This is a genomic window from Microcoleus sp. AR_TQ3_B6, assembly GCF_036702785.1.
Classification (GTDB): Bacteria; Cyanobacteriota; Cyanobacteriia; order Cyanobacteriales; family Microcoleaceae; genus Microcoleus.
Genome location: NZ_JAUBVJ010000014.1, coordinates 46,890 through 71,082, shown reverse-complemented (window position 1 = coordinate 71,082; position 24,193 = coordinate 46,890). Strand labels below are relative to the sequence as shown.

At 46.8% G+C, this 24,193-nt stretch carries 21 protein-coding genes; 9 read left to right on the top strand and 12 right to left on the bottom strand.

What is annotated here, in order from left to right; all coding sequences use genetic code 11:
• The first annotated feature begins 92 nt into the window (after positions 1 to 92).
• The gene (rpsJ, locus tag QUB56_RS09785) at positions 93 to 410 is read left to right on the top strand and encodes a 30S ribosomal protein S10 (protein ID WP_006632193.1); all 318 of its coding nucleotides are present in this window, start codon (positions 93 to 95) and stop codon (positions 408 to 410) included.
• A 306-nt stretch (positions 411 to 716) separates the two neighbouring features.
• Here the strand turns inward: rpsJ and QUB56_RS09780 are convergent, their stop codons facing one another.
• The gene (locus tag QUB56_RS09780; RefSeq protein ID WP_332954954.1) at positions 717 to 1,829 is read right to left on the bottom strand and encodes a YCF48-related protein; all 1,113 of its coding nucleotides are present in this window, start codon (positions 1,827 to 1,829) and stop codon (positions 717 to 719) included.
• A gap of 64 nt (positions 1,830 to 1,893) precedes the next feature.
• Here QUB56_RS09780 and QUB56_RS09775 point away from each other — a divergent pair, with 64 nt between their 5' ends.
• The 3 genes from QUB56_RS09775 to QUB56_RS09765 all read left to right on the top strand — a co-directional run bounded on the left by QUB56_RS09775 (position 1,894) and on the right by QUB56_RS09765 (position 4,042).
• On the top strand, positions 1,894 to 2,127 hold the full coding sequence (locus QUB56_RS09775) for a hypothetical protein (RefSeq protein WP_332954953.1): 234 nt from the start codon (positions 1,894 to 1,896) through the stop codon (positions 2,125 to 2,127).
• Positions 2,128 to 2,245: 118 nt separating this feature from the next.
• Positions 2,246 to 2,887, top strand: a complete 642-nt coding sequence (locus QUB56_RS09770; protein ID WP_006632192.1) for an LON peptidase substrate-binding domain-containing protein — start codon at positions 2,246 to 2,248, stop codon at positions 2,885 to 2,887.
• A 216-nt stretch (positions 2,888 to 3,103) separates the two neighbouring features.
• Entirely contained in the window at positions 3,104 to 4,042 is a 939-nt protein-coding gene (locus QUB56_RS09765; protein WP_332954952.1) for a PspA/IM30 family protein, read from the top strand.
• A gap of 33 nt (positions 4,043 to 4,075) precedes the next feature.
• On the opposite strand, the gene QUB56_RS09760 is transcribed toward QUB56_RS09765, so the two are convergent.
• Together QUB56_RS09760 and pheA are read right to left on the bottom strand one after the other, a co-directional pair.
• Entirely contained in the window at positions 4,076 to 4,717 is a 642-nt protein-coding gene (locus tag QUB56_RS09760) for a pentapeptide repeat-containing protein (protein ID WP_332954951.1), read from the bottom strand.
• Positions 4,718 to 4,746: 29 nt separating this feature from the next.
• Entirely contained in the window at positions 4,747 to 5,673 is a 927-nt protein-coding gene (gene pheA / locus QUB56_RS09755; RefSeq protein ID WP_332954950.1) for a prephenate dehydratase, read from the bottom strand.
• Between the two features lie 196 nt (positions 5,674 to 5,869).
• Between pheA and QUB56_RS09750 the strand changes: the two genes are divergently transcribed.
• Positions 5,870 to 6,448 carry a DUF1997 domain-containing protein gene (locus QUB56_RS09750; RefSeq protein ID WP_332954949.1) on the top strand — a complete coding sequence of 193 codons (579 nt, stop codon included), beginning with the start codon at positions 5,870 to 5,872 and terminating at the stop codon, positions 6,446 to 6,448.
• A gap of 145 nt (positions 6,449 to 6,593) precedes the next feature.
• Here the strand turns inward: QUB56_RS09750 and QUB56_RS09745 are convergent, their stop codons facing one another.
• The 6 genes from QUB56_RS09745 to pgl all read right to left on the bottom strand — a co-directional run bounded on the left by QUB56_RS09745 (position 6,594) and on the right by pgl (position 10,862).
• On the bottom strand, positions 6,594 to 7,046 hold the full coding sequence (locus tag QUB56_RS09745; RefSeq protein ID WP_332954948.1) for an FHA domain-containing protein: 453 nt from the start codon (positions 7,044 to 7,046) through the stop codon (positions 6,594 to 6,596).
• The gene (locus QUB56_RS09740) at positions 7,043 to 7,603 is read right to left on the bottom strand and encodes a hypothetical protein (protein WP_332954947.1); all 561 of its coding nucleotides are present in this window, start codon (positions 7,601 to 7,603) and stop codon (positions 7,043 to 7,045) included. The genes QUB56_RS09745 and QUB56_RS09740 overlap by 4 nt, the downstream gene beginning before the upstream one ends.
• Before the next feature lie 172 nt (positions 7,604 to 7,775).
• A complete protein-coding gene (locus tag QUB56_RS09735) occupies positions 7,776 to 8,513 on the bottom strand; it encodes a PRC-barrel domain-containing protein (RefSeq protein WP_332954946.1) in 738 nt (245 codons plus the stop codon).
• Positions 8,514 to 8,570: 57 nt separating this feature from the next.
• The gene (locus QUB56_RS09730; RefSeq protein WP_332954945.1) at positions 8,571 to 9,062 is read right to left on the bottom strand and encodes an FHA domain-containing protein; all 492 of its coding nucleotides are present in this window, start codon (positions 9,060 to 9,062) and stop codon (positions 8,571 to 8,573) included.
• Between the two features lie 82 nt (positions 9,063 to 9,144).
• The gene (locus QUB56_RS09725) at positions 9,145 to 9,936 is read right to left on the bottom strand and encodes an FHA domain-containing protein (protein WP_332954944.1); all 792 of its coding nucleotides are present in this window, start codon (positions 9,934 to 9,936) and stop codon (positions 9,145 to 9,147) included.
• 206 nt (positions 9,937 to 10,142) lie between these two features.
• Positions 10,143 to 10,862 carry a 6-phosphogluconolactonase gene (gene pgl / locus QUB56_RS09720; RefSeq protein ID WP_332954943.1) on the bottom strand — a complete coding sequence of 240 codons (720 nt, stop codon included), beginning with the start codon at positions 10,860 to 10,862 and terminating at the stop codon, positions 10,143 to 10,145.
• Positions 10,863 to 11,326: 464 nt separating this feature from the next.
• Between pgl and QUB56_RS09715 the strand changes: the two genes are divergently transcribed.
• The 4 genes from QUB56_RS09715 (at position 11,327) to QUB56_RS09700 (ending at position 20,533) form a co-directional block, all read left to right on the top strand.
• Positions 11,327 to 12,688 (top strand): hypothetical protein, encoded by a 1,362-nt coding sequence (locus QUB56_RS09715; protein WP_332954942.1) that lies wholly within the window; start codon positions 11,327 to 11,329, stop codon positions 12,686 to 12,688.
• A 217-nt stretch (positions 12,689 to 12,905) separates the two neighbouring features.
• Positions 12,906 to 14,225 (top strand): restriction endonuclease-related protein, encoded by a 1,320-nt coding sequence (locus tag QUB56_RS09710; protein ID WP_332954941.1) that lies wholly within the window; start codon positions 12,906 to 12,908, stop codon positions 14,223 to 14,225.
• The gene (locus QUB56_RS09705; RefSeq protein WP_332954940.1) at positions 14,209 to 17,736 is read left to right on the top strand and encodes a pPIWI_RE_Z domain-containing protein; all 3,528 of its coding nucleotides are present in this window, start codon (positions 14,209 to 14,211) and stop codon (positions 17,734 to 17,736) included. The genes QUB56_RS09710 and QUB56_RS09705 overlap by 17 nt, the downstream gene beginning before the upstream one ends.
• Positions 17,726 to 20,533, top strand: a complete 2,808-nt coding sequence (locus tag QUB56_RS09700; RefSeq protein ID WP_332954939.1) for a pPIWI_RE module domain-containing protein — start codon at positions 17,726 to 17,728, stop codon at positions 20,531 to 20,533. Before QUB56_RS09705 ends, QUB56_RS09700 begins: the two co-directional genes overlap by 11 nt.
• Positions 20,534 to 20,547: 14 nt before the next feature.
• On the opposite strand, the gene QUB56_RS09695 is transcribed toward QUB56_RS09700, so the two are convergent.
• The 3 genes from QUB56_RS09695 to QUB56_RS09685 form a co-directional block, all read right to left on the bottom strand.
• On the bottom strand, positions 20,548 to 21,714 hold the full coding sequence (locus QUB56_RS09695) for an LptF/LptG family permease (protein ID WP_332954938.1): 1,167 nt from the start codon (positions 21,712 to 21,714) through the stop codon (positions 20,548 to 20,550).
• 81 nt (positions 21,715 to 21,795) lie between these two features.
• Positions 21,796 to 22,524: an LPS export ABC transporter ATP-binding protein gene (lptB, locus tag QUB56_RS09690; RefSeq protein WP_332954937.1), complete on the bottom strand. Its 729-nt coding sequence runs from the start codon at positions 22,522 to 22,524 to the stop codon at positions 21,796 to 21,798.
• A gap of 56 nt (positions 22,525 to 22,580) precedes the next feature.
• Positions 22,581 to 23,984 (bottom strand): transposase, encoded by a 1,404-nt coding sequence (locus QUB56_RS09685; RefSeq protein WP_332954936.1) that lies wholly within the window; start codon positions 23,982 to 23,984, stop codon positions 22,581 to 22,583.
• Positions 23,985 to 24,193 lie beyond the last annotated feature (209 nt).

The window sequence follows — 24,193 nt, the reverse complement described above, 5'->3', positions numbered from 1 at the left end:
CAGTTAGCCGTTAGCCGAAACACAACTGCAAATAGACAACACACAACAGACAATAAATAACAAACTGAACCTAGAAAATTCAAGAAACAAAAATGGCAACAATTCAACAGCAAAAAATTCGCATCCGCCTCAAAGCTTTCGATCGCCGAATTCTAGACGCATCCTGCGAAAAGATTGTAGATACAGCTAATCGGACAGCAGCCACAGCGATCGGTCCGATTCCCCTACCTACAAAACGGCGGATTTACTGCTTGCTGCGATCGCCCCACGTAGACAAAGATTCTCGCGAACACTTTGAAACCCGCACGCACCGCCGGATTATCGACATTCACCAGCCTTCTGCTAAAACAATTGACGCTTTAATGAAACTGGATTTGCCAGCCGGCGTAGATATCGAAGTCAAGCTTTGACGTACTCCCCCGCTTGAAAGACGAACGAGGAGTTTGTAGGGTTGTGCCCGTGCATTGGTTGGTATCAACTTAAGATTAAAGCCCTTCAGAAATCTCGTTTTTATGCTAAGTCTAGATCCCCCTCGCATCCCCCTTAAGAAGGGGGACTTTGACTCAACTCTTGTCCCCCCCTTCTTAAAGGGGCTAGGGGTATCTAGATTTAATAGTCAAACAGCAATCTCTGACTGGGTTTGATATTAAGTTGACTGCCCTGCTTATTAAGGGGGGCCACTGCGGTTTTGGGGTCTCCTCAGAAGTCGCATTGTACTATTTTATTGAAATTTTTATGATCTTATTACCACTTATTGCATACCCTATATTTGGTACTGGAAAAGAGACGGACTCAATTAGCCCAACTTCTTTAAAATCCCCATTGCCGTTCCACGTAGCACCTCCATTATTTGTAAAATACATTGAACCGTATGAATGACCAAAACACCCACCCGAATAATTACCTCTTCCAAATGCATAGCCAATATTTTTATCGGTAAACTTTATAGCATAAATATCACTTGGAGAATTAACCAACTCTGTCCAGCTACTACCACCATTAGCCGATTTTAGAATTCTGCCTTGCCCTGAAACATAACTTACTCCTTCTGATGAAGAGAAAGAATAATAACCAACATCTTTATTTGGGCTAGTAATTTCCCAAGTTAGTCCACCGTTGTTTGTTTTAAGTATTTTATCAAATAAGCAAACAATAAACCCATTTTGATTGTCAATAAATGAAATTTTCATCATTTTACTACCAAGATTATTTATTTTATTTTCTATCCAAGTTTGGCCTCCATCATTGGTTTTAAAAATCACATCATTGCCTACACAAAAGCCTGTTGTTTTATCAATAAAATAAATAGAAGAAATTTCAATGTTACCTGAAGGAGTGAAAACCTTTGTCCAACTTTGCCCGCCATCCTGTGTTTTTAAAATGAAACCACCTGGCGGAGTACAACCAGTTCCTCCGCAAAATGTTTCACCACCTACGGCAATACCGTTAGAATTATCCAGAAAGTAAATATCACGAATAGGTAAAGTCGTTGTCGAATTTAACTTTGTCCAAGTTTTGGCAGAGTCTGTCGTTTTGTAAATTCCTCCATTACGACCTGAAATAAAACCGTCTTTGCCATTAATAAAAAAAATAGAAAGAAAGTCATCAGATAAATTGGTGTTTATAAAGGTTGTATTAAAGCCAATTAATGAAGTATTTTTATTCATATTTTTATTGTCTGGTAGTCCTGCAATATCAGGATCTTGATAAGGGTGGGTTAACCGTTTTATTCCCCAATTATCCTTGCCATGCAGGACTACCGTATTGTCTTTCTGGCAAACACTTAAAAAAACAAATAGCAGTATAAAATAGTTGAGGAAGTATTTCATATAATTTTTTTCAATGAATATCTAAATTCAGCAACCCTTCCAAGTATAGCAGAGATACTACATCATGGTAAGATATATTATATCCCCACAAGGTGCCGAAGGTCACGCGGAAAAATTGACACAACTGGAGTTGGCGGGGTTGGAGTTGGAGGAATTGTCGCCGCAGATTGGCAAGTGCCCTCCGCTTGAGCGTTTGATTTGGGGGAAAACGCAGATTAAAGAAAAGTTTAAAAGCTATTGTAACGACGGCGGCTGCGATCAGAGTTGGCATCGCAGGCTTCACAGAATTTGCCAATAGGGCGATCGATGAGGGGCGGATCGCGCCAGATTTTTCCCCGATCGCTCTTGCGCCGGAATTGCCTTTAATCAGTTAAAGTAAGAAAATGAAGCGCAAGTACCCTCACTTTTGAGCGACAATGGCATCCTCTTCCTCTGTAGCAGTTCGCGAACTCCCCTTATTTCCGTTGCCGGAAGTGGTTCTATTTCCAGGTAGACCGCTGCCGCTGCAAATCTTCGAGTTTCGCTATCGAATCATGATGAATACGATTCTCGAAGGCGATCGCCGTTTCGGTGTGCTCATGTGGGACCCCAACCAAAACAAAGTCTCTGCCGTTGGCTGTTGCGCGGAAGTGATTCACTGTCAGCGCCTGCCCGACGATCGCATGAAAATTATGACTCTGGGCCAGCAGCGGTTCCGAGTGCTCGACGCGGTTCGGGAAAAACCGTATTTAGTCGGTCTAGTAGAATGGATTGAAGACGAACCGCCGCAAAAAGACCTCAGACCCTTGGGAAAAGATGTCGAACAACTGCTGAGAGATGTCGTTCGCCTCTCCAGCAAATTGATGGATCAGCCGATCGACCTGCCCGAAGACATTCCCAGTTTGCCCACCGAATTGTCCTACTGGGTAGCCAGCTACCTTTACGGTGCAGCGACAGAACAGCAAACTCTTTTAGAATTGCAAGATACAGCAGCTAGGCTGGAACGCGAAACAGAAATTTTGACTTCTACTCGCAATCACTTGGCAGCGAGGACTGTACTTAAAGATACTCTCAAGTAGCCAATGGGCGCAGGAAAAAAGTACGATCGACTTTGCCTGCATTGAAGCAAGAATTACACACAAATCATTCGATTTTCGATTTTTGATTTTTGATTTTCGATTGACTGATGAACTAAGGATTTGGATCGCGGGCCTACAGTTCCATTCTTTTTGGGAACTGGTATCTGTTTAATCCTTAACTTCAAACAGGTTCGGATAGGTTCTTTATAGCAGTAAATGCTTGTGTTAGAAAATCTCGACCAACCGAAACCCTACGATGCAGTTAGAGGCGGTCAACTGCCGCCTCCTGTGGGCGGTGTCGTGCTCGGCGGACTAGCAGGAGTTAAACACCGGCTGTCTAGTTCTGTCAGCGAACATCGCATTGCCGCCGTGAAAGAGACATTGAATTACGGCGATGCAGGCTTAAAAATAGTCATCAAGATTTGTCAAAGCGAAACAGGGCCAGTGCAGCGGGCGGCCTGCGATTTGCTCCGAAAAAGACTCAGTTCGATCGCCCGCGAAAAATTACAGGCCTTTGTAGCTTCAAGTTCAGATTCAGAAGCTGAGGTAGACAGCACTCAAAAAATATTAGATAGCTTATCCGGTACAGTCTCAGAAAAAAATGACGCTCGCCAATTGTCCGAAGCCGAGTTAATATTTGAGACAATTACACAGCAGATGCAACCAAATTTGTTGCTGTTAGAAGCATTGGTAGCCTCTGTAGAGCGCGAAGAATTTACCAGCGAACTGATGAATTTTTGGGAGCTGTTAATCTTAGAAATTCAGGAACCTCTCAAAGAACTGCGTCAGGCTGTTGGTAGCGCGATTTCCGCGCAACTGCGTATTCAGTGGCTCTACAATCAAGCTGAATCTCAAGCCAATCAGTGGCAGCAGCGAGCGTTGCTAGCTCTTCAGAAAGAGGATGAAAATTCAGTCCGCCTCGCCTTAGTTCGCAAGCAGATTCAATTCGATAAGGCGGCAGAACTAAAAATTGACTTAGACGACCAAACTGTGCGAGTAGAAACTCTCAACCGCCACTTGCTAGCTTTAGAAAGTAAGATTGCTGAAGCTAATTCCCAGAAAGAGATACTCAAAATGCAGCTTCATTTTGCTAGGGTACAAAAGCAAATAGATTTCACTTTCAGCCAAGTCAATCGTATATTTTTTAGTCCTTAGTTGTCGGATTCTCCGCTTATATATTGCCTGATGTCAGCCTTGTCTGACGCAAAACTGTATTGCCCCAGTTAAAATTGCCCCATCTAGCTTAGCTCCTGCCATCTGAGCACCGCATAAAAATGCCCCGCTCAAATTAGCACCGCTCAAGTCAGCTTCTCTCAAATCTGCGCCCTCAAGGTTACTTTCACACAAAAATGCGCCTCTCAAGTTGGCTTTGATCAGACTCGCTCCCCGCAGTTTGGCATCACTTAGATTGGCTTTTTCGAGGTTTGTATGGTCGAAGCAAGCATCTATGAGGTTGGCTTCCATCAGGTTGGCGGCGTACAAGGAAGCTCCCCTCAAATTAACACCAATCATTTTGGTGTCGCTCAAGTTGGCGTTTTCCAGGTTTGCCTCCATCATGTCAGCTCCTGTTAATCTCGCAAAAGTTAGATCGGCTCGGCTTAGGTTAGCCCCATTTAGTTTGGTCATCACCAGGCAAGCATTCTTGAGGGTGGCACCTATTAAGTTGGCCCCACTTAGGTTGGCAAAAGCAAAATTGATTTCTTTCAAATTTCCACAAGCTAGATTAATATGAATTAGGAAAGCTTCTCGCAAAGAAGCCTCTCTCAAGTTTGTTTCATGAAAATTTCTTTCTCCGGCTGCATATCGCTTGAGAAGTTCATCAGCATTCATCTCGCCAGCCTCCTAAGTTTTACTTACAATTATACTACTGACAGTACACTGTAGCAACCAAAGATTTTTAAAGTTTCAGTGTGATTTTTTAACTCTTCGAGTGCCGATCGCACAAATGCTTCGCAGGCGTTAGCCTCAACGTCCATAAAGAAAATATATTCTCCGAGCGATCGTTTAGTCGGTCTAGATTCAATCCGACTTAAATTAATACCGCGACTGGCAAATACTTCCAAAGGTTTTACCAGTGCTCCCGGCATATTGGCTGGTACGCTAAAAGCTAGTGAGGTATGGGTGCAATTAGACGGTGAAGCATCGAGGATCAACTTAGCAGCAGATTTTGTGGTGGATTTAATGGATGAGCGCTCTGCTGCTTCTACGTTGGCGATTTCTCCCACACTCGTGCTGAGTACCCAAAATCGAGTGTAATTATCGGGATAATCATTAATGGGGTGAGCTAACACTGGCAAATTGTAAAGTTCCGCCGCTCTTGGCGAAGAGATCGCGGCTACACTTGTATCTTCCAGATATTGCAACGCTTCCGTGGTTGAATTCGCCGGAATCAATTGAGCTGAGGGAATAAACTGCCCCAACCATAACTGACATTGAGCTAGCGCTTGCGGATGAGAGTAAACTTTTTGAATCTCGTTAAAATTTTTAGCATTAGACACCAGGGCGTGGGAAATTGGCAAAACTAAGGCGTGTTGAATCCGGAGTCGATCGAGTCGCCACAGTGTATCAAGGGTGACAGTCACGCTGCCTTCGATCGAATTTTCGACAGGTACAACTGAATAGTCAACCTCCCCGAAGGCCGATGCCTCTAACGCCTGGGAAATGGTGGAATAAGGACACAGGGTGCATTCAAAGTTAGTTTTTTGGATCAACCAATTGGCATAAGCTAGAGTGGCTGTTTCTGTATTTGTACCAACAGGGCCAAGATGTGCGATCGATATTTTCATTTAGAGGCTATTTTAGGTTACAAATGTTTGCTTTACTCTCATCAGCTAGCAAGTATGATGAAAAATTACCGATGTCCCGAAAGCTTCGATCGGTGATTTCTCGGATGACATTGCTGGGTGCGCGACTTATATCACCTTAAAAAACGTGATAGTTTATTAAGATATCCTTAGGAATCCTATACTTTGATATTTTCTCATGTACACCCGCTTTAATGCTTCCCAATCCGTTGAGATCGCCGTACCAGAGGAACGGGTTCCCATTCAACATTATCTGCGCCAGCCGAGGCGACTGGTGAACGCCCTCGTCGATCGAAGTCGCACACAGCAGCTAACCGATGAGTGTTTCCGGCTGAAAATGCGGCCGTTACAATTTATGATGCTGAGCATTCAACCCACAGTAGACATGAGGGTGTGGGCACAGGCGGACGGCACAATCAATTTGGAGTCCGTCGCCTGCTTCATTCGTGGCGTGGATTATATAAACGATCGCTTTGCTCTCAATCTCAAAGGACAGCTTTGCGTACACCAAAGCAGCGGGGTATCATACTTGAAGGGAAAAGCGGATTTGGAAGTCCAGGTAGAGTTACCGCCGCCGTTTTGGCTGACGCCCAAACCAATTTTAGAAGCAACGGGCAACGCTTTGCTCAAGAGCGTACTGGTGAGCGTCAAACAGCGCTTGATGTCTCAGTTGCTCTCGGATTACCGCCGGTGGGCAAGCAACGAAACTGAGGTAATATCGATCGAACTCCCCCAAATCTTATCTTTAGAAGGGTGAGATCCTACTAGAGAAGCTGTTAATTAATTTATAGGCATATTTAGGCAAAAATCAGGCCAGTTACCGAAAAATTAATTAGTTAGATAATCGAATTGCGTAGCTTGAGCTTTGTTTGAGTTGGCTGGCAGGAATACATAGCTGCAGGTCAGTCAAGATCGATTTGAGTCAGCCCTCCCTGTTCATCGTCTTCGATGATTCCTACACCCCGAGGCCCTGCAGCTGACGTGTCTTTTGAAAGTTCGTCCTTTTGGCGGAGTTCGCGCTGCGGTGGCCTGGTTATTTTGCCCGGTTGATTCGTTGCGCCTACGCGAATCCTGATTTTTGGTCCGGAATTGCCCAAGCGAATTGTCATCCCGTCCACAACTGACACCTGAGCGATCGGTCTATCATCTACATAAGTGCCGTTAGCACCAAAATTAATAATTTTCCATGCATTCCCGTGATTCCACAGCTCTACGTGGTGGCGGGAAACTACAGCGCTGTAAATAATTACATCATTGTCGTTCGATCGACCGATCCGAACCACCGGTTCTGATTCAAAACACCAACTTTGAACCGGGACAGACTGGATAGGATGTAACAGAGTTAAGGTAATCACTGATGTTTTGACACTCCGCCGCCAGACACAAAGGGGGATGCTCCCAGATTGATTTTTTGGGATAAAACCGCAAAAGATTTGATTTTTAAAGGCGCGGTGAGTGCGCCACTATTCCTTCGCTGTGCCGTAAAAGTTGAACTTTTGGCTGATTGAGGCATTTGAACAAACTTTCGATCGTTAGCTTGGGGCGCCGGTGCAATTTTTGGCTGTCGGAGGTAACCACCAAACACGAGGTTATTAATCGGGTTAACTTCCCAGTAATTGACAGCAGTCTCAACCGCTTGATTAATTGGGTCTGAGATGGAGCGATTGCGCCGATGGGTGAGCCACTCAATACTAGCGGCCAAATAACCATTTTCCCGCTGACGAACCAGAGAATTTAACTCATAGCCGCGGTGGTTGCGCCGCACAAGAGAGTTCTCGATTTGGCGACAGTCAACGATCGACGAATCGCTGCTGGTGAACACAGAAGTTAACCAATTATTAATGCTGGGGTCTCTAGATAAAATACTTGTGGGTTGTATCAAACAGCATAGGTCTTTTGGAGTTGCTAACATTTTCCTTATTGATGCGATACATTTAAAATACAATGCTTTGAGGATCACTGCAATTGAGAGCGAGAACGCCTCAATCTCCTACACCGAAAATACAGAGCGACCTTCCTGGCGCGCACCACGCCCACTTCCGCGATCGGCAATTAGTTTCCCCCGCGATCAATCAGGCAAAACTTCAGCTCAAATCCGACTCGGGCGGCTCCGGAGCCGGCTCCGGCGGGGCAGATTCATACCTTTGCCGCTTCAACTCTGCAACTTTTTCTTGAGCTACATCCCTGACTTCTAGAGCTTTATCTTGGAATTTTTCCGCCAGACTTTGAGCGCCCCGCTTCACGCCTGCCACATTTTTGAGAGTTCGGTCGAAATCTTCGTGTAAAAACTCTGCTACGAGACCGACTTTTTTGTGCAGTCCCTCCGCGTACTGCTGGGGTTCCGATACAGCAGCTTCAGACACGATCGCCCGCTTGCTGCCGATCGTCGAAATAGCTGCCACCGGTAGCAAGTAAATCCCGTCTAAAACGCCGCGCCAGCCGCTCGATTGAAACAGGTAGTGGAGCACTGTACCCGTCCGGACATCAAATAGGTAGTCAACCACCGTACCTGCCTTATTCCCGGAGTCGGTGAGAACCTCAATCCCGATCGGACAAACAGCTTGTTCCGGCCGATCCAATTGGGGCAGTTCCGAGTTAATGGTGACAAAAATATTTTCGCCCACCGTATCAACTTGCGCCCAAGCGAACCAGCGTTTTTTGTTGCCCAAAAGTCCTGACTTGCAAGTAAAGCCGATCGCCCGCTGGGAGTGAGGATCGACCCAAAGCCGATCTACCCTGCCGACCTCTTCCGCCGTTGAGCGGTCTATCGTGCGGCGGTTGAGCAGTTCGCTGCGCCTAACTATCTGTGGTGATGTACTCATAAATAAACTCCTGAGTGCCGCGAACGTGAAAAATGTCGATCGTCCAAAGATGCCTAGTTAATATTCTTCTTCCGAATAATTGCGAGTATTTTCTGCCTCCGTTAACTCCTCCTCTTCCTTGGAAGTGCCAACTTCTTGTTGGTCGGGAAGAGAAATAGTGCTAATTTGCGCGCCGCCGGAAGGATCGTGAATTGCTTTAGCATCCCTTGGCTTGACGCTCAGAAGTCCTAACTGGGCTTCTGACTGATGCGGGCCGACGTTGATTTGAATTTTCGGACCCGAGCGAGCCAAGTGAACGATCAGACCGTCCACAACGGGAACCTTAACGATCGGCTTACCATCGAGGTAAGTGCCGTTGGTACCTAAATTGATCAGTTCCCAAGTTATGCCGCTGCGCCGCAATTCGATATGGTGACGAGAAACCACAGCGCTAAAAAGAACGACGTGGTTTTCCGTCGATCGCCCTAGCCGGACGACCTGCTCGTCTTCAAAGGTCCAACTGCGGACGGGTATAGACTGGAGTGGATGTAGCAAGGTCAGCTTAATCACATTGGCAGCATTGAGTTTTGGTAGAGCCCCTCAAGATGCGATTTTAGATTTTAGACTTTCGATGGCCCAATCCAAACTCGATCTAAGAGATTTGAAATAGAAAAGTAACCAGGTCTCCTTTGCCCAGAGATATGCGGTCTCCCGGTCGCAACCTGTGTCGGTTTCCCTGGGGCAGGGGAGTATTGTTGACGTAAGTGCCGTTGGAACTGCCTACATCTTCTAGGTAGCAAGCATCTCCCTCCACCCGGAGATTTGCATGTACCCGAGAAACTATCTCAGAATTAGCAAATCCGGAAACATCAATATCCGGCGGCACTAAGTCATTTGGCTTGCCTATGTGAACCACAGACAGACTGGGAGGCAATTCCATCGGCGTATTTGTCTGAACGTGTAGCAGGCGCGCCGACTGCTGTTGCAGTTGAGTTTTAGCTACACCTGGTGGCTGCAGGCCGCGAACCGGGGGAGAGGTATTTACTGGTGTTGCTACCGATTCTGTTGTAACAGGAACCGAGGGCGAAGGCGGGGGATCTGGAATCGTAGGAATGCTGGGGGGAATTTTTTCCAAGTTGGGTCCCTTATTTAGGGTAACTAGAGGTTCCATCGGCATCAGGGGTTCGGTTGGCGCTATATCCGGCGCCCGTGACGATACCACTGTCGGACCCACCGGCGAGGGGGACTGTACTTTCACCTCAACTTCTGGAACTATGGAACCCGGACGCAAGTTAAAGCCACACTGACCGCAAAATGCTGCATCTGTCTGAACTGCTGCACCGCAGTTCGAGCAACTTGCGGTAACAGGTAAAGGCGTGTAGCAAGCCTCGCACTGGCTGGCCCCGTCGGGGTTCTGGTGATTGCAATTGGGACAGACAATCATCGATTTCTCCTTGCTATCGGCCAGATTTTCAAATCAGCCTCATAAAACTACTGGTGTATATGCTCAAATTTTAACTTTAACCGCCACAATTCTTATATTGCTTCGCTCATACTAGGAACTGAGCTGACGCCGCGACGTTCGCGGTGATGCGTCTGATTGAGTTGGTGATAATGCTGACTGTGTTGGCACGCTTGCGGATCTGTCGGCTATTTTACGGAGGAGCCAGCAGCCGCATCGAGCAGCCACCAAAGTTCGCCTTCTGGTTGAACGAGTCTGGCAGGATAGGTCATTTCGTCGGCTGCGGGGGCAAAAATTTGAGCTAGGGCGGGTTGTTTGCTGGCTCCTGCGACCATGAAGATGACGCACCGGGCGCGGTTGATTAAGGGGACTGTAAAGGTGATGCGGGGTTGACCGTCTTTGTTGCCGACAGTTACTAGGGCGTCGCGGACTTGCAAGGCTGCTGTGCCGGGAAATAGAGAGGCTGTGTGGGCGTCGTCCCCTATGCCCAATAGAATGATGTCGAAAGCAGGAAACTCGCCATCGGATACTTTGAAGAACTGCTGCAATTCGATTTGGTGCGCCGAGGCGTCGGCTGCGGGGTCGCCGGCGCCTGTGGGCATGGGGTGGATGTTGCTGGCGGGGATATTTACTCGATCGAGCCACGCTAGGCGCGCCATTTTTTGATTGCTGTCCGGGTGTTCTGGGGGAACGTAGCGTTCGTCGCCCCAGAACACGTGAATTTTGTCCCAAGGCAGGTCTTGGCCCGAGAGCGCTCTGTAGAGGGGTTCGGGTGTGCTTCCGCCCGCGGCGGCGAGCGTACAAACTCCGCGTTCTGCTATGGCGGCGTGGATTTTTGACAGGACAATCCCGAGCGAGCGATCTATTAATTTTTCCCGATTTGCTAATACTTCTACTATTTTTTTCATCAATTTCCTCTCTCTCTTTCCGTGGGTGTTGTTCTGAGCAATTGCCAATTTTGCCTTGACATTTTGCCTTGACATTTTGCTTTCTGGTCCGGAGGCTGACACGCCCGGGAGGCCGGACACCGCGTCCCATCAAATTTTATCATCTTCTCCCCCTTGATTTGAGGAAAGCAAGACATATTTCTATCAGTGGGTTAGGGATTTTCACCTGTTGCATTGATAAGGGGCAACTTTCAATCCAAAGTCCGATCGCACTGCGAGCATCTGCGCTCCGAGTAAAAAGCGTTTTTTGGGAGTTGTCCGGCACAGCAAAGTTACATATAGGGAGACGATCGCACAGGGACAGTAAAAGCACAACGGATATGCTCGAGATCGCACTTACCCGGGGACAGCAAAAATAATCAAGATCGATGTGGTAGACTAGGAAAAATAGTTTTAAATCCGCAGGCTCGGATGGAAGCAAAACTATGTCAAGTTTTAAGCGATTTACATCTGTCCGCTATCTGATAGCGCGGTTGCGCCACTGGACGCAACCGACGGTTTGGGTTCCGCTAGCCGTGCTGTGTGCGGGAGGGGTATTTATCTGGGAGGTCTCTGTAGATCCAGAAAGGTTGAGCATAGATGGCGAAGAAGAAGCAGCCTCAAATAATGCAGCTTCCCTGGGGCTGTCTGCAGAAGATAGCGCCATTGCGGCTGAAATCGACAGCTTACCAGTGCTAGTCAATCAGTTAAATGGGTCTACTTCTTCTGGACTGAACTTGTTAAATTCATCAGCAGTAAAAAGCCAAGGTTTATTCGAGGAAATTAGCGCTCGGGGCGCCGGAATTCCTCAGCCATCTTCAGCTCCCAAGCGGGTGGCAAGCAGCAGATTTTTGCCATTGCAAAATTTCGGAAAGCCTGCTGTCGGAACCGCAAACAATAACCCGCAAAATTCTAGCTTGCCAAGTTCAGACGCGACATCAGCTTTGAGTCTATTTGGCAGTGGGGGACTGATGTCCGGGATAAAAACGATCGAGCCTGAGTCTGGGGGTAGAGCTACAGCGACTTTATCGCAGGCATCGAGTGCTGCTAATTCAGCCAAACAAAACGAAAATTCTCTTCCTTTGAGCCCGCTGCAAGCAGCTATGAAAAAATACGTCGTTACTAACACGGAGGCAACGGCAGCAGCGGCTCAGAAAACTGCCGACTCGGCTACATTGCGCGATCGACCGGCCCAGGTTCCGGCTGCGACAAATGCGGCAAATTTGCTCCCAACGACCGCTACAGCTCAAGCTGGAGCAAATCCTGTGAATGTTCCCGCAGCACTTCCCCCACTTGCGGCTCCGACAAATACTGCGATCGAGGAATCTGCTGGATTATTAAACCCCACACCTACAGTCACTGAATCATTTGCTGGGTTAAATTCCAGAGTACCGAACCTCCCCGAAATTAATGCAGGGGCTGCAACGGTGGCTTTGCCGAAAAATCCCTACCAAACTAATTTATCTGGTTCCGGCTTCGCACCAGAAGTTCAACCTGCTGTACTTCCAGTCGCGACACCAACGCCCTTACCTCTACTTCCCAATGTCGGACAGTCCCTCTTTCCGAGTGCTGGTAGCCCAAGCAAGATAATTAGCCCTCAATTCTCTCCTAATTCAGCGAATTCTGAATTTCAACCAGCTCAACCGAGTCAGCTTAACTTGCCGAACCCGCCTAACTTTGGAGTTGTTCCCCAAAACACAAATCAGGGCGTTGGGCCAATGCAACCGCAACCTTTTTCTACACCCCGCTCCCTGACTCCGGGACGCTACATTGGCGGCGGCGAAATCAATACTTTTGCTAATCCGTGAACTGCTTCTAGTATCGTCTCTGCAGGCGGTGAACTGAGGAATTTCCCCCTTTTTCCCCTCGACATCTTCAAATGTCGGGGGTTTTATATTTTATGTTCAATCTACTGCTAAAAAAATGGAAACATCAGAAACATTGTGGAAACATGGAAAAATTTGCTTGACGCGCCAGTGAGGGGGTGTGAGAATGTGTCAAACCTTACAAGGGGAGGAGAACCCCGTGAAAATCACAAAACACCGAGACAAAATCCTTGAGGTACTGCGAGAGTGGTTTCGCATCCACAAACAGGGACCAACGCTGGAAGAGTTGTGTACAGAACTGGCAATGCAGCCCCGTCAGAAAGCAACGGTGCAACGCTGGTTGCAGACAATGCGAGGCATCGACGTGGAATGGGAGGACAATGCTGCCCGCAGTCTCCGCCTGCTTGCCCCTGAAGCTGAAGAACCCGAACTGCAAATATCCGTAACGGAAACCTTGCGGTATCTGGCGACGGGTCTGGCAGAGTGGGAACAACGAGAACCCAGCAAGCAATCGCACATCCCAACAGCCCTCCGCATCGGGATGTCCCGAATGTACTTAACATCTTTATTGCAAGGAGACGAACAAGTCCCCTCAAACCTGCCAGATTTTTTTGACTGGGCAAAAAATCCTGTTGTTGAGTGGAAACCAGCAGCAGAAATTAAACACCTTTCAACCGATGTCACCCTCATCGAAGATGGCTCATTTTCCCACTTTGCCGAACAGTGGCAGGTTAAAGGTGGCGATGTAGAAAAGCAGGTACAAGAGAAAGTCCTGCAAGATGTCCTCGAATACTGTCGCGCACACCAACTCGGAGATGCTTATCGAACCTATCGGAAACTAATTATCGATCGCCCCGTCCTCCCCTACCCCGAATACCGCCGCCTCCTATCTTCATCCCAACTCAGACCCCTGCGCGAATTCTTATCGCAAACCTATGTCGATTTAGTCGATTTAGCAGAAGAAAACACCTATCATTTTTGTCCTCGCTGCAACTATTTAATGCGCCGCCGCCGAGATAGAATCCATAGCTGCCGAAACAAAAATTGCGAACAGCTAAGTGCCAAACTTCATCTGCCACCGCTGCCGCCAATTCCCAAACACGAGGCAGAAACTTGGAAAGCCGTTACCCCAGGCGTATATCGCTACGGAACAATCCCAGGAATTTGGGAAATTCAATTAGCAGAAAGTCTCACAAAATTGGGCATCCGCGTCACCCTGTGGCCCGAGATAGATGAATTTGACTTGCTGCTGGAATTTAGCAAAAAAATTCGCTGGGCGATCGATGTCAAAGATTGGGAATATCTCGACGAGGAACGCTTGCACAAAGTGAAGTACCGGCCTGATGCCACCAAAACCTTTATTGTGTTCCCAGACGAGCGAGAAGACAAACTGCGGATTCAAGTGGTACGCCAACAACTCGAACCAGAATTAGGTGGCGTGCGCTTAATGCTGATTAGCGAAATCATCTCCCAGGCGGAAAAAATTATGGAGGATAGAAACCGTGCGCGATCTTGCTAAATGGAGTAAACAATTGCGGGAATCACTCCGCAACTCTGAGGACTTAAAAGCTTATGCCGCTTCTAGCCTTTCCGACGCTGATCCCAAGGTAAAGCAGCGAGAAATTAGCCGCCTTGCCCAACTGATTGCCGAAGTGGAATTAGGGCTAACACTGCTGAGGGAAATAGCTCCTGAAGAACCCGCCGCCTCAGTCTCAGCTTTACTTTCAGGATATCGGTTTCCGGTTGAAGCACTCTTAAATGATCCTAACTGGCGCATGGTAAAAAAAGCCCGTTTTTATCTCCTGCGACGGAAAGGGAATCAATGGGAGCGATCGCTCTGCGAATACATCAGCATTCCTGAAATTTTGAGAATATTCAGCTTAACAGACATCAGCGAAGTACCCCAATTAATTCCCTCAAGTACATACCCCCGCCGCTTGCAGCTATATCAGCAAACCCTATCAGCAACCCCCCAGCACAAAAAACGACAAACCCAACTGGCAAAGCCTGGGTATTGGTATGCCAAAATTTCCCACAAAGGTAACTCTCCCGCTGAAGTTCCTGTCAATATTCCTCAAGCTGTTGCTAATCTTGCACCCGCGCCACAGGTATCTCTTCACCCCAGGCGCACTAAGGACAATCCCTCTCATACCGTCACCCTAGAAGAGTTGCTGATTTCAGCCCAGGAAATGGATTGTAAGCTGGCTGAATCGGGGTACAGCCAAGAAAACTATCACCATCGCCTTCAAGGAATTGCCTTGCGGTTGTACGACGCATCAACCGATGATTTTTCCCCTGGTAGCGAACTGAAACTAGAGCAACTCGTCCACATTGTCGGTTTATTGAACGTTGGCAAATCCACACTGTTAGAAGTTCTGGTTTACCATTTGGCAAAACAGGGATATCGCTGCGGCTTAATTGTTAATGATGTTGTTGCACAGGTGCGCCTCGCATCCTTGTTTTGGCACGGAATGGGCATTTCTGCGGCTCCCGTACTGGGAACCACCGATCGCTCTCAACATTTGGAAAAAATTTACGAACCCATCCTCGCAACAATGGGCGAGGCAATTGCACAAGGAGCCATTCATCCCGCGTGGCGCTGGTTTAGTTTTGTTTGTCCATTATTAGCTTTAGTACAGTCAGAAGATAAGTGGGAATTTGGCGAGGAACCCTGTCACAATCTTTACCAAAAAGTGACCGCTAACCCAAAGGAAAAAGCAATAGACAGTGAAGACTTAGAGGATTGGGAAGAAAGCGATACCGAAGATAAATATACCTGTCCTTTTTATTATAAGTGTCCGCGCCACCAACTAGAACGAGACATCGCTCAATCTTTGGTGTGGGTGCTAACAACCGCCAGCTTCATTCATAGCCGCGTTCCCCGTCAGGTATTTGAGGAAAATTTTACTTTTGCTGAAGCTGTTTACCGCGAATGCCACTTTCTCTTTGTTGACGAAGCTGACCGGGTACATGTGCAATTTGACGAAGCTTTTGCACCGGATGAAGTGTTAGTCGATGCTTCGGGAAACTCCTTATTAAATAAACTCGGAAATAAATTTGCCAATGCTATCTACAATTCCGATCGCCGCAGCATGGCGGCTGAATTAGTTGCAGCAGCAAAAAAAGCGCACGACTACGCTCAAATTGCTGCTGACATCATCCTTCCCAAGCTGCACAACCAACCCGAACTCGTTGAATGGTTGGGTTCAACTCCCTTCACGGGCCGTTCTGTATTTGCCCGCATTATCCGCGACATCCTAGAACCTCCACCGGAGACAGAAAATAGCGAACCCAAAACTAAACTTACCCGCAAAGAACGCAGTCAGCAGCGGCGGAACCGGATTGAAGCCGGTTTGCCGCCTTTCGAGGAACGCCAGCGCCGCAAACAGGTTATGCAGACAATAGAGAATTTTTTGCAAGCACCTCTCAACCGCCGCCAAGGAGGAGAACTTTCAGATATTGCCTTTACCTTGTTGAGTGCAGAAAGCGAGACTTTGGCATTAGCTGAAGTAGCTAATTGGCTAAACAGGTGGCTTGAATCTTTGGGAATTTCTCTTGCCGATAAAAGTAAGTTTGGTGAAGTTTCGCGCCACTTGTACTTTGCAGTTCTCGTGGCTGTGCTGAGTAATCGGTTAGGCTTTTTGGTTGACCATTTAAGCGCCTTAATGAGGTCGCGCGTTATTGATTTGCACGACACCAGTCTTTCCCTAGTGCATCGCCCGCCCCGCGACTATCTGCCCGTGCTGCCATCTGCCCCTGTGGGGAATATTTTGGGGTTCAAATATACGCCGGATCCCAGCAGCAGAGGCGGTAAATTGGAGTATTTTCGCTACGTTGGAGTCGGTCGCGATTTACTCCTGAATTTCCCCACTATTTTTGCTGTTGATGGTTGGCAGGGCCCTCATACAGTGCTAATTTCAGGCACTAGCTACGCTCCGGGTGCTCCCGCTTATCACATTCGGAAAAGACCTACAGTATTGTTAGAACCTGCCTCTAACAATCACCAAGCTGGCGATGCTGGAATTGGCGAAAGTGAGTTTTTTTTCACACCGCAGCAGAATGCTGTTGGAAAGGAAATCGCTCTATCGGGATTGCCTCCTGCGGCGCGGAAAAAAGCAGCAAAGGAGATGGTTGAGGCTGTCTGTAAGAGAGCGGGACAAGCTAATAGCTTTCTCGATCGCCTATTTGAGACGTTAACAGATAAAGGACAGCAAGACCCGCAGCGGTGGGACGATCGCAAACGCCTTTTACTCATCGTTAACAGTTACGACGAAGCTGCACAGGTTGAGTCTGTTTTGAAACCCATTTACCCCGTTGAAAATATTGACGGAATTAAAGTTCTCCGCCGCGACAATGCTCCTGCTGACTTAAGCGGGATTCGCCGGGGTAAAATTCGGGATTTAAACAAACTTCCCACTGAGATTGTAATTGCACCTTTAATGGCTTTAGAACGCGGTCACAATATCCTCAACGATAACCGGATAGCAGCATTTGGAGCAGCGGTATTTTTGAGCAGACCGATGCCTGTTCCCGATGACTGGCAAACCACTGTCCAGCAACTCAACAATTGGGCGCTGGAAAATTACTTTAATTTCGCTTTGTACGAGCCAATTGGGCGGCGCGGCGACACTCTAACCCTGGCAAATGTTCACAGTGAATTTTACAGATATGCAATAGACAAGATGCTCGATTTGAACTGTCGGGCGATGTCTTTCAAACAGTTGACTGATGATGAACGCTCTGTACTTTGTTGGACTCAATTAGTGAGTATCTGGCAAATCATCGGGCGTTTGGTGCGGGGCGGTGTTCCTTGCATTGTTCACTTCCTAGATGTCAAATTCGCGCCGAAATCAGCCTCCGGGGAACGCGACAGCGTTGTTACCTCACTTTTGGCCGGAATTATCAAAGAACTTCAAGATTCGGTTGAGGGGGAAGGAAAACCACCCTGTGACAGAACCCTCGCGCGATCGCTCTACGGAGCTTTCTTAAACGCACTCAAAGAAACAAAGGAGTTGCACTATGAAATTTAATACCATTCTTCCCGGAGCCTGGAAACTGACTCAGGACTTAGAATACAATCTCTTTTCCCTAATTGTTCCTACTGCATGGCAGCAAGTTGCTAAATCCCTGGCACAAAAGCGCGCCAAACTGCTTGGCAAACGTTATCCGTCTGTGCCTGTATACTCGCTCGATCGCATCATAGCGGCGAGTTTCCCGCAAATTATCCAGACGGTGCGTTATGGCTGGCAGCATCCGGGTGCAACTTGGCTGTTTGCAACAGAAAAGGCTGACCTTTCTGATTTGTCAGAATTCATCAAAGATTGGCTTCGAGAAGAATTTAGCACGAGTTTGGGAGAGGCGGAAGTAGATTCCTGTCTCGAAAAGCTAGACGATCGAGATTGGCATTGGAAAAAGCCTAAAACTTATTCTCTGCTGCGGCAGCCCGAACATCAATATGATGAGATCCGTTTCCAAGCAATTCCCGATTACCTAGCTGTTGAATTTCTCAAAAATCCTCAAATCTGCTTTGGTGAAAACGATCGCTATCAACTAACCTTCTACCGAGTTGTCAGCCTCAATAAGGGTGCTGAACTGATGTCGTGGCCTCCCCATCCGGTGTCGCTGATTGAGAAAAACGAACAAGTAGGGACAACAGATATCTCATTTGTCATCCGTTTTAAGCTGCAAACAGTTCCTTGGCGTCGGGAACCCATTATTTACCACCAACTTTCAATTCGGCGGTGGATTGTGGAACCTCTAGAGCGTCTGCCGTACCGAGGAGCCACTGCCTTTATTGGCGATAATCACCGATGGTTAGATGGTGAGCGACAACCGTTCTGTTTTATGCCTTTGCCTGTGAAAAAACGTTCTGGTGGAGAACTTCTGTGGCCTAGAGCCGTCAGCGAGTTACTTCTGATCAATGACTCCCCACTTCCCGACCCAAAAGAGTTAGTTAAACAGCCAAAGCACGATTGGTCTGTGTTTGGCCAAGAACCGGAGGGAATGCAAATAGCCATTGCCTACGACACTCGGCATTCCGGGAATGCACCTTGTTTGCCCGGTGTCAGTCCGCTGGATTTAGCAAGTATCGATCGGGCAATTCAAAATCAGATCGAGCAATCTAATTTCCCTATTCAACGAGTGGGTGAAGCAAAAAAGATATCAGGCAGATCCTTGCCTTTCTGGGAGCCTGGAAAACCCAAAAATAGAGGCGATAAGTCACCTAAAAACCCTGATGATTTATCTACCCCTATGCTGCGACCCCAAATTGCTGCACCGGCTGTATTTAGTTCCGCCGAAAATCCCCTGCATACAATACTTATCCTCTGGGAAACCAAAGAATGTCGAGATAAACTCATTGCTGAAATCTGTAAGCTACTTTCTTTATCACAAAAAGGGGATACTCAGATTTATAAACTCGAAGTTCAAGGGGAACAAACTATCTATGAAAGCCCATTAGGTTCTCTGCAAATCAAAACTCAGCACGTCGAAGACTTGACGCAAAGACTCGATTTGGATAGTGCATCAGTCAAAACTAACGACCGCCAAAAACAGCGAGTTAATCTCATTGAAGAGCGCGTTTTACAGATTGTTTCATCCCTGCCAAAAGCGGAAGGAAGCAGCGGTGCCTTAATTGAAATCAAGCCTAAAAAATCATTCTTTCCGCCCGAGTCCGATCCCAAGTTAGCATTAAGAATTGGAGCCATGCAAGCTGGCTATGTCAACCAACACATTCACGGAGTAACGGCTCACAATAAAAAGGGTGAAGAATATAAAATTAAAAATTTCCCCCATCGAGTACAAAAAGCTGTCTCGGATTTATTTCGACAATTCGGGATTCTGCCTGCTCCGATAATTGATTTAGAGAAGGATGGCATCGATCCGAATTTGTGGCTGACTTGCTTCCAAGTTTTGCGCCGAACTCGAAAAACAACGGCTAGCAATGCCCCTGCGACTGTTGCATTAATGGTGCGAGTTAATCCACTCACGGGAACCGTACAAGTTACCATTCCTTCTTTATTTCCTACATGGGTATCGTATCCAGTCGGACTTGGATACCTGATTAAGGAAAAATGGGACTCGGATTCCGATATTGGTGAAATCACGAGCGATATCGGCGAAGAACAGCAGTCTAGCGACAAAAAAGGCGAACAACAGTTTCTCAATAAATTCGTTGCTGACTGTTTGAAAGATTGCCTAAATACCCCCATAGAAAAGGATAAACTACCCCGCCTACTATTTCTAGCAGAAGCGCAAAATGCTCGAAAAATGCTGGCGTGGCTGCAAAACCCCAAATTACCTGCCAACAATTTACCAGATGAACTAAAACGGCACATGACAGAATCTGAACAAAATCGTCTGTGGGTTGTGCGGGCGCGAATTGTAGTTAACGGTGAAGTTCCTGCTTGTATTGTTAAGGATTCTCCAGGTAGCAGAACCAGCGGTTTATTTTGTTGGGATGGTGCGTGTGATGGCCCAGAAAATGCGCTTTACCTAAGCATGAGGAAGCTGTTAACTACTGAACAAGGTACAAGCACATTGCAGAAGAAGCAGTCTCGGCTCGATAATGGCAGCACACAAGCTGGAAACCCCAAACCTTTAGAGATAGCCGTTGTTCATTCGCCAGGAATTGAGGGCAGCAAATTAGCTTGTTTCGTCCACAATCTGAGAGACCGCTGGCCGTATTTTGCGGATGAGGTTTCTCTGCCGTTTCCTTTTCCCTTTGCCACTTTAGCCAAAGAGTATGCGGTGAGTGCCAAAGATATTGTGGAATTAGAGGAGTCAGAGGAATCTGAGGAGTCAGAAGACTTAGAAGACTCCGACTAATATCTGTTAATTCACTAGCGCGACGCGGCCCGCACCAACAACAATCCCCCGATTCCCAAACCAAACACGATCGGCAGCCAAGCCGACAGAATCGGTGTCAAAACAGCTTTCACGCCCATCGAACTGGTCATGAAAGAAAATACGTAGTAAGTAAAAATCACAACTACGCTAATACCAAAACTCGTTCCTCGGCCGGATCGGCGCGGCTGAGTTCCCAAAGCTGCTCCCACTAAACCAAATACCATGCACACGAAAGGAAAAGCATATTTTTCTTGAATTCGCACCTTTAATTTGCGAATTTGCGGTTCGTCGCCGCTGTTTTTAATGATCTCCAAACGCTCTAAAGCTTGGGCAATGTTCATTTCCTTGAAATCCCGCGCTCTAGCAGCTAAATCCAAGGGCGTGCGGGGGAGTTGCAACTGCTGGTGTTGAAACCTAACTATATTGCGGTAAGAGCCGTCCGGAGAAACTATATAAGCGGTTCCGTTGAAAAAATCCCAGGTATTTTCTGAGGGATTCCAAGTAGCTGATTCTGAAGAAACGATTTGATTGAGGCCTGGGGTAGAGCGATCGATAATTGTTAAACCTTTCATTCGCTGGCCGTCAAACTGTTCTGCATAAAAAAAGCGGGCCAGGGTTTCGTCGCCGCCTTTTTCGGGTTTGCGAAATTCTGTGTAGATAATATTTCTATCTTGAAATATCGGTTTTTCTCGCTTCAGGGCTCTGTCTAAAGTCAGAGTAGCTCTGTAGCTGGCGGCGGGTACGACTAACTCTTGCAAAGCAAAGGTGAAGCCGGCAACAATTAAACTCATAATCACTGCAGGCAGTATCAATCGGTAAACGCTAACTCCGCAACTGCGGAGGGCGATGAGTTCGCTGTCGCTGGACATTCGGCTGTAGGCCATTAATGTTGCTAGCAGCATTGACATGGGGAAAGCCAATACTACGAAGTACGGAATTTGCAGGAGAAAAATTTCTATGGCGGCGCTGTAGGGGAGGCCGGATTCTGTTACTCGGCGGACTAATTCAAATAAGGCTCCAACTGTGACTGCCACGGATGTAAAGAGTCCGACGCCAAAGAGAAATGGTCCGATTAGTTCTTTGGTAATGTACCAGTCCATTACTGAAATTCTCGGCAGCCAGTTGATGGGATTCAAAGAATTGGATATTGCTATTTTCATAGTGGCGCGTTGTCGCAGATTGCTCCTCAATCTAAAATCTAAAATCTCAAATTCGACTGTTTGCCGAAGGCATTAAAAAGACTATCGCACAAAGCTGTCGCCCAAGTAATACTGCCGCACTAAAGGGTTGCTGTAGAGTTCTTCTTCAGCCCCGGAGGCTAAAATCTGGCCGTCTCGCATGATGTAGGCTCGATCGGTAATTTCGAGGGTTTCTCGGACGTTGTGATCGGTGATGAGGATGCCGATTTTGCGATCGCGCAGTTTAGCAATAATGGTTTGAATTTCGTCTACGGCGATCGGATCGACGCCTGCAAACGGTTCGTCTAACAATAGGAACATCGGCCCGTCTCGCCCAGCGGCTAATGCTCTGGCCAGTTCAGTCCGCCGCCTTTCTCCCCCAGAGATTTGAATTCCCAAACTCGATGCTATTTTTTCTAAGCGAAATTCTTGCAACAGGAAATCGACTCGCTCGCGCCATTCCCAGCGCGGCACTTGAGTTTGTTCTAGGACTAACAAAATGTTGTCGCGCACGCTCATGTTCCGGAAAATGCTTGCTTCTTGAGCCAGATAGCCAATTCCCAAATGTGCTCGCTGGTGCATCGCCAATTTAGTGATGTCTAAATCATTTAGCCAAACGGTGCCTTGATTTGGTTTTTCTAATCCGGTTGCTATGTAAAATGTTGTGGTTTTACCGGCACCGTTGGGGCCGAGCAGTCCTACGATTTCTCCTTGGGCTACCGAAAGGTTGACGCGACTGACTACATTGCGTTTTCCGTAGGATTTGTGAATATTTTCGAGTACAATTTTCATTTTCGCTCCCGGCAACCTCTACAAGGTGACATACTCCTACATCGAGCTGAGTACAGCTACGATGTAGGCTTCTTTGCAGCCCGATGAAGGGTATACAAAATTTCCTTCGTGGTACTGTTATCCATAGTTCCTGCTACCGAAAGATTCCCACTACGGCATTTTATACTGGGGAAAACGTCCAACCCCAGTCTTTTCAGATTGATCGCTGCGTTAAGATCGCGATCGACCATTAAAGAATTTTGCTCATCCCAATAGTCTCGAATACCGCAATCGGTGAAAATAATTTCATTCCGATAACTGAGAACCATTGAGGTGTAGGCAGGCTTTTGTGAAATGACGACTGCTCCAGCTTTTTCGGCTATGTAGTCCAGCGTCTTAAAAAATTGACCAAATGCAGCGTCCAACCAAGACTTATTTAGCCCTGACTTAGCTGACTGACCGTTCGGCAGGTAAGTTCCATCATCATCTTGCTTGGCTTTGTTTCGTTTAGTTAAGCCCTTCAATTTTAAGTCTTCATGAAAAAAGAATTTAGCTCCCGACCTCACCAATTTATGAGCAGTCTTATAGTGGAAATCTTGACGAGAACGAGCTATTTTTTGATGTTGTTTTGCTTCTTTTTTAGCTAATTTACGTCTCGACTTAGAACCTCGTTTCCGTTTATTTCGTTTTGTTGAGATACGGTCTAACTTGGCTTGGTTTTTACGAAGCGGTTTTAACGAGGGTAATTTCTCGCCTGACGACGTTGCCAAATAGACATCTTCATTCAGCACTGCATCCAACCCAATTGAATTATTCCAATTTGGGCTAATTTTGTCAGGTGTGAACTCGGGAACAGAAGAGTCTTCAAGCATTAATTGAATAAACCAACCATCAACCTTTCTGGTTACACTAGCTTGCTTGATGGTAAATCCATCGGCGATTGAGCGGTGCATCCGAACTTTTATGACCCCTAATTTCGGCAATCGAATATAAATCCACTTCTTGCGAACCAATTTAATCCAATCATTATTAGCCGTAGAAAAAGTCATCGTTCGGTAATCTGCTTCAGTTTTAAATCGGGGTCTACCCGACTTTCTACCCTTACTATCACCTACGATAAAGCGTTCAAATGCTTTATCTACTCGCTTAGATACATCTTGCAGGATAGTTGAATCTACCTGTTTCAAGTCCAATAGCTCGCCACTATAAAAAACTTTTACTAAGTCTTTCTTGATGACGGGCAATTGTTGTTTTTGAGAGTAGTAGTTTGGCTTTTTCCGGGGCGCAGAAATGCTGGCTATTAAGGGACAAGCATTCACAGTAGTGCGGTTCATCTCCCACCAATCAAATCGATCTCCTAACTGTCTGTTATACCAATAACGGCAAATTCTCAGCCAGTGGTTAAGGCTTAACTTTTGATTAGTGTCGGGATAAAATTGATACTGGTATGTTGTCTTCACTGCGCTACGAGTTTTACGCATTTATTTAGCAATAATGTACCAGAAAATGCTATTTTGTGTCAAGTAATTTAAAAATTATATCGAAAAACAAAATTTGCTCATTAAATAAAGATTTTGTTGATCTCGTCATTCACCTGTTCAGTGCTCAAGATTATACTTTTGAGGTCATAAACAGGTGGAATCCTCGTCTTACGGGCCTTTCATCCCACACTAACCTTCGAGCGGTATAG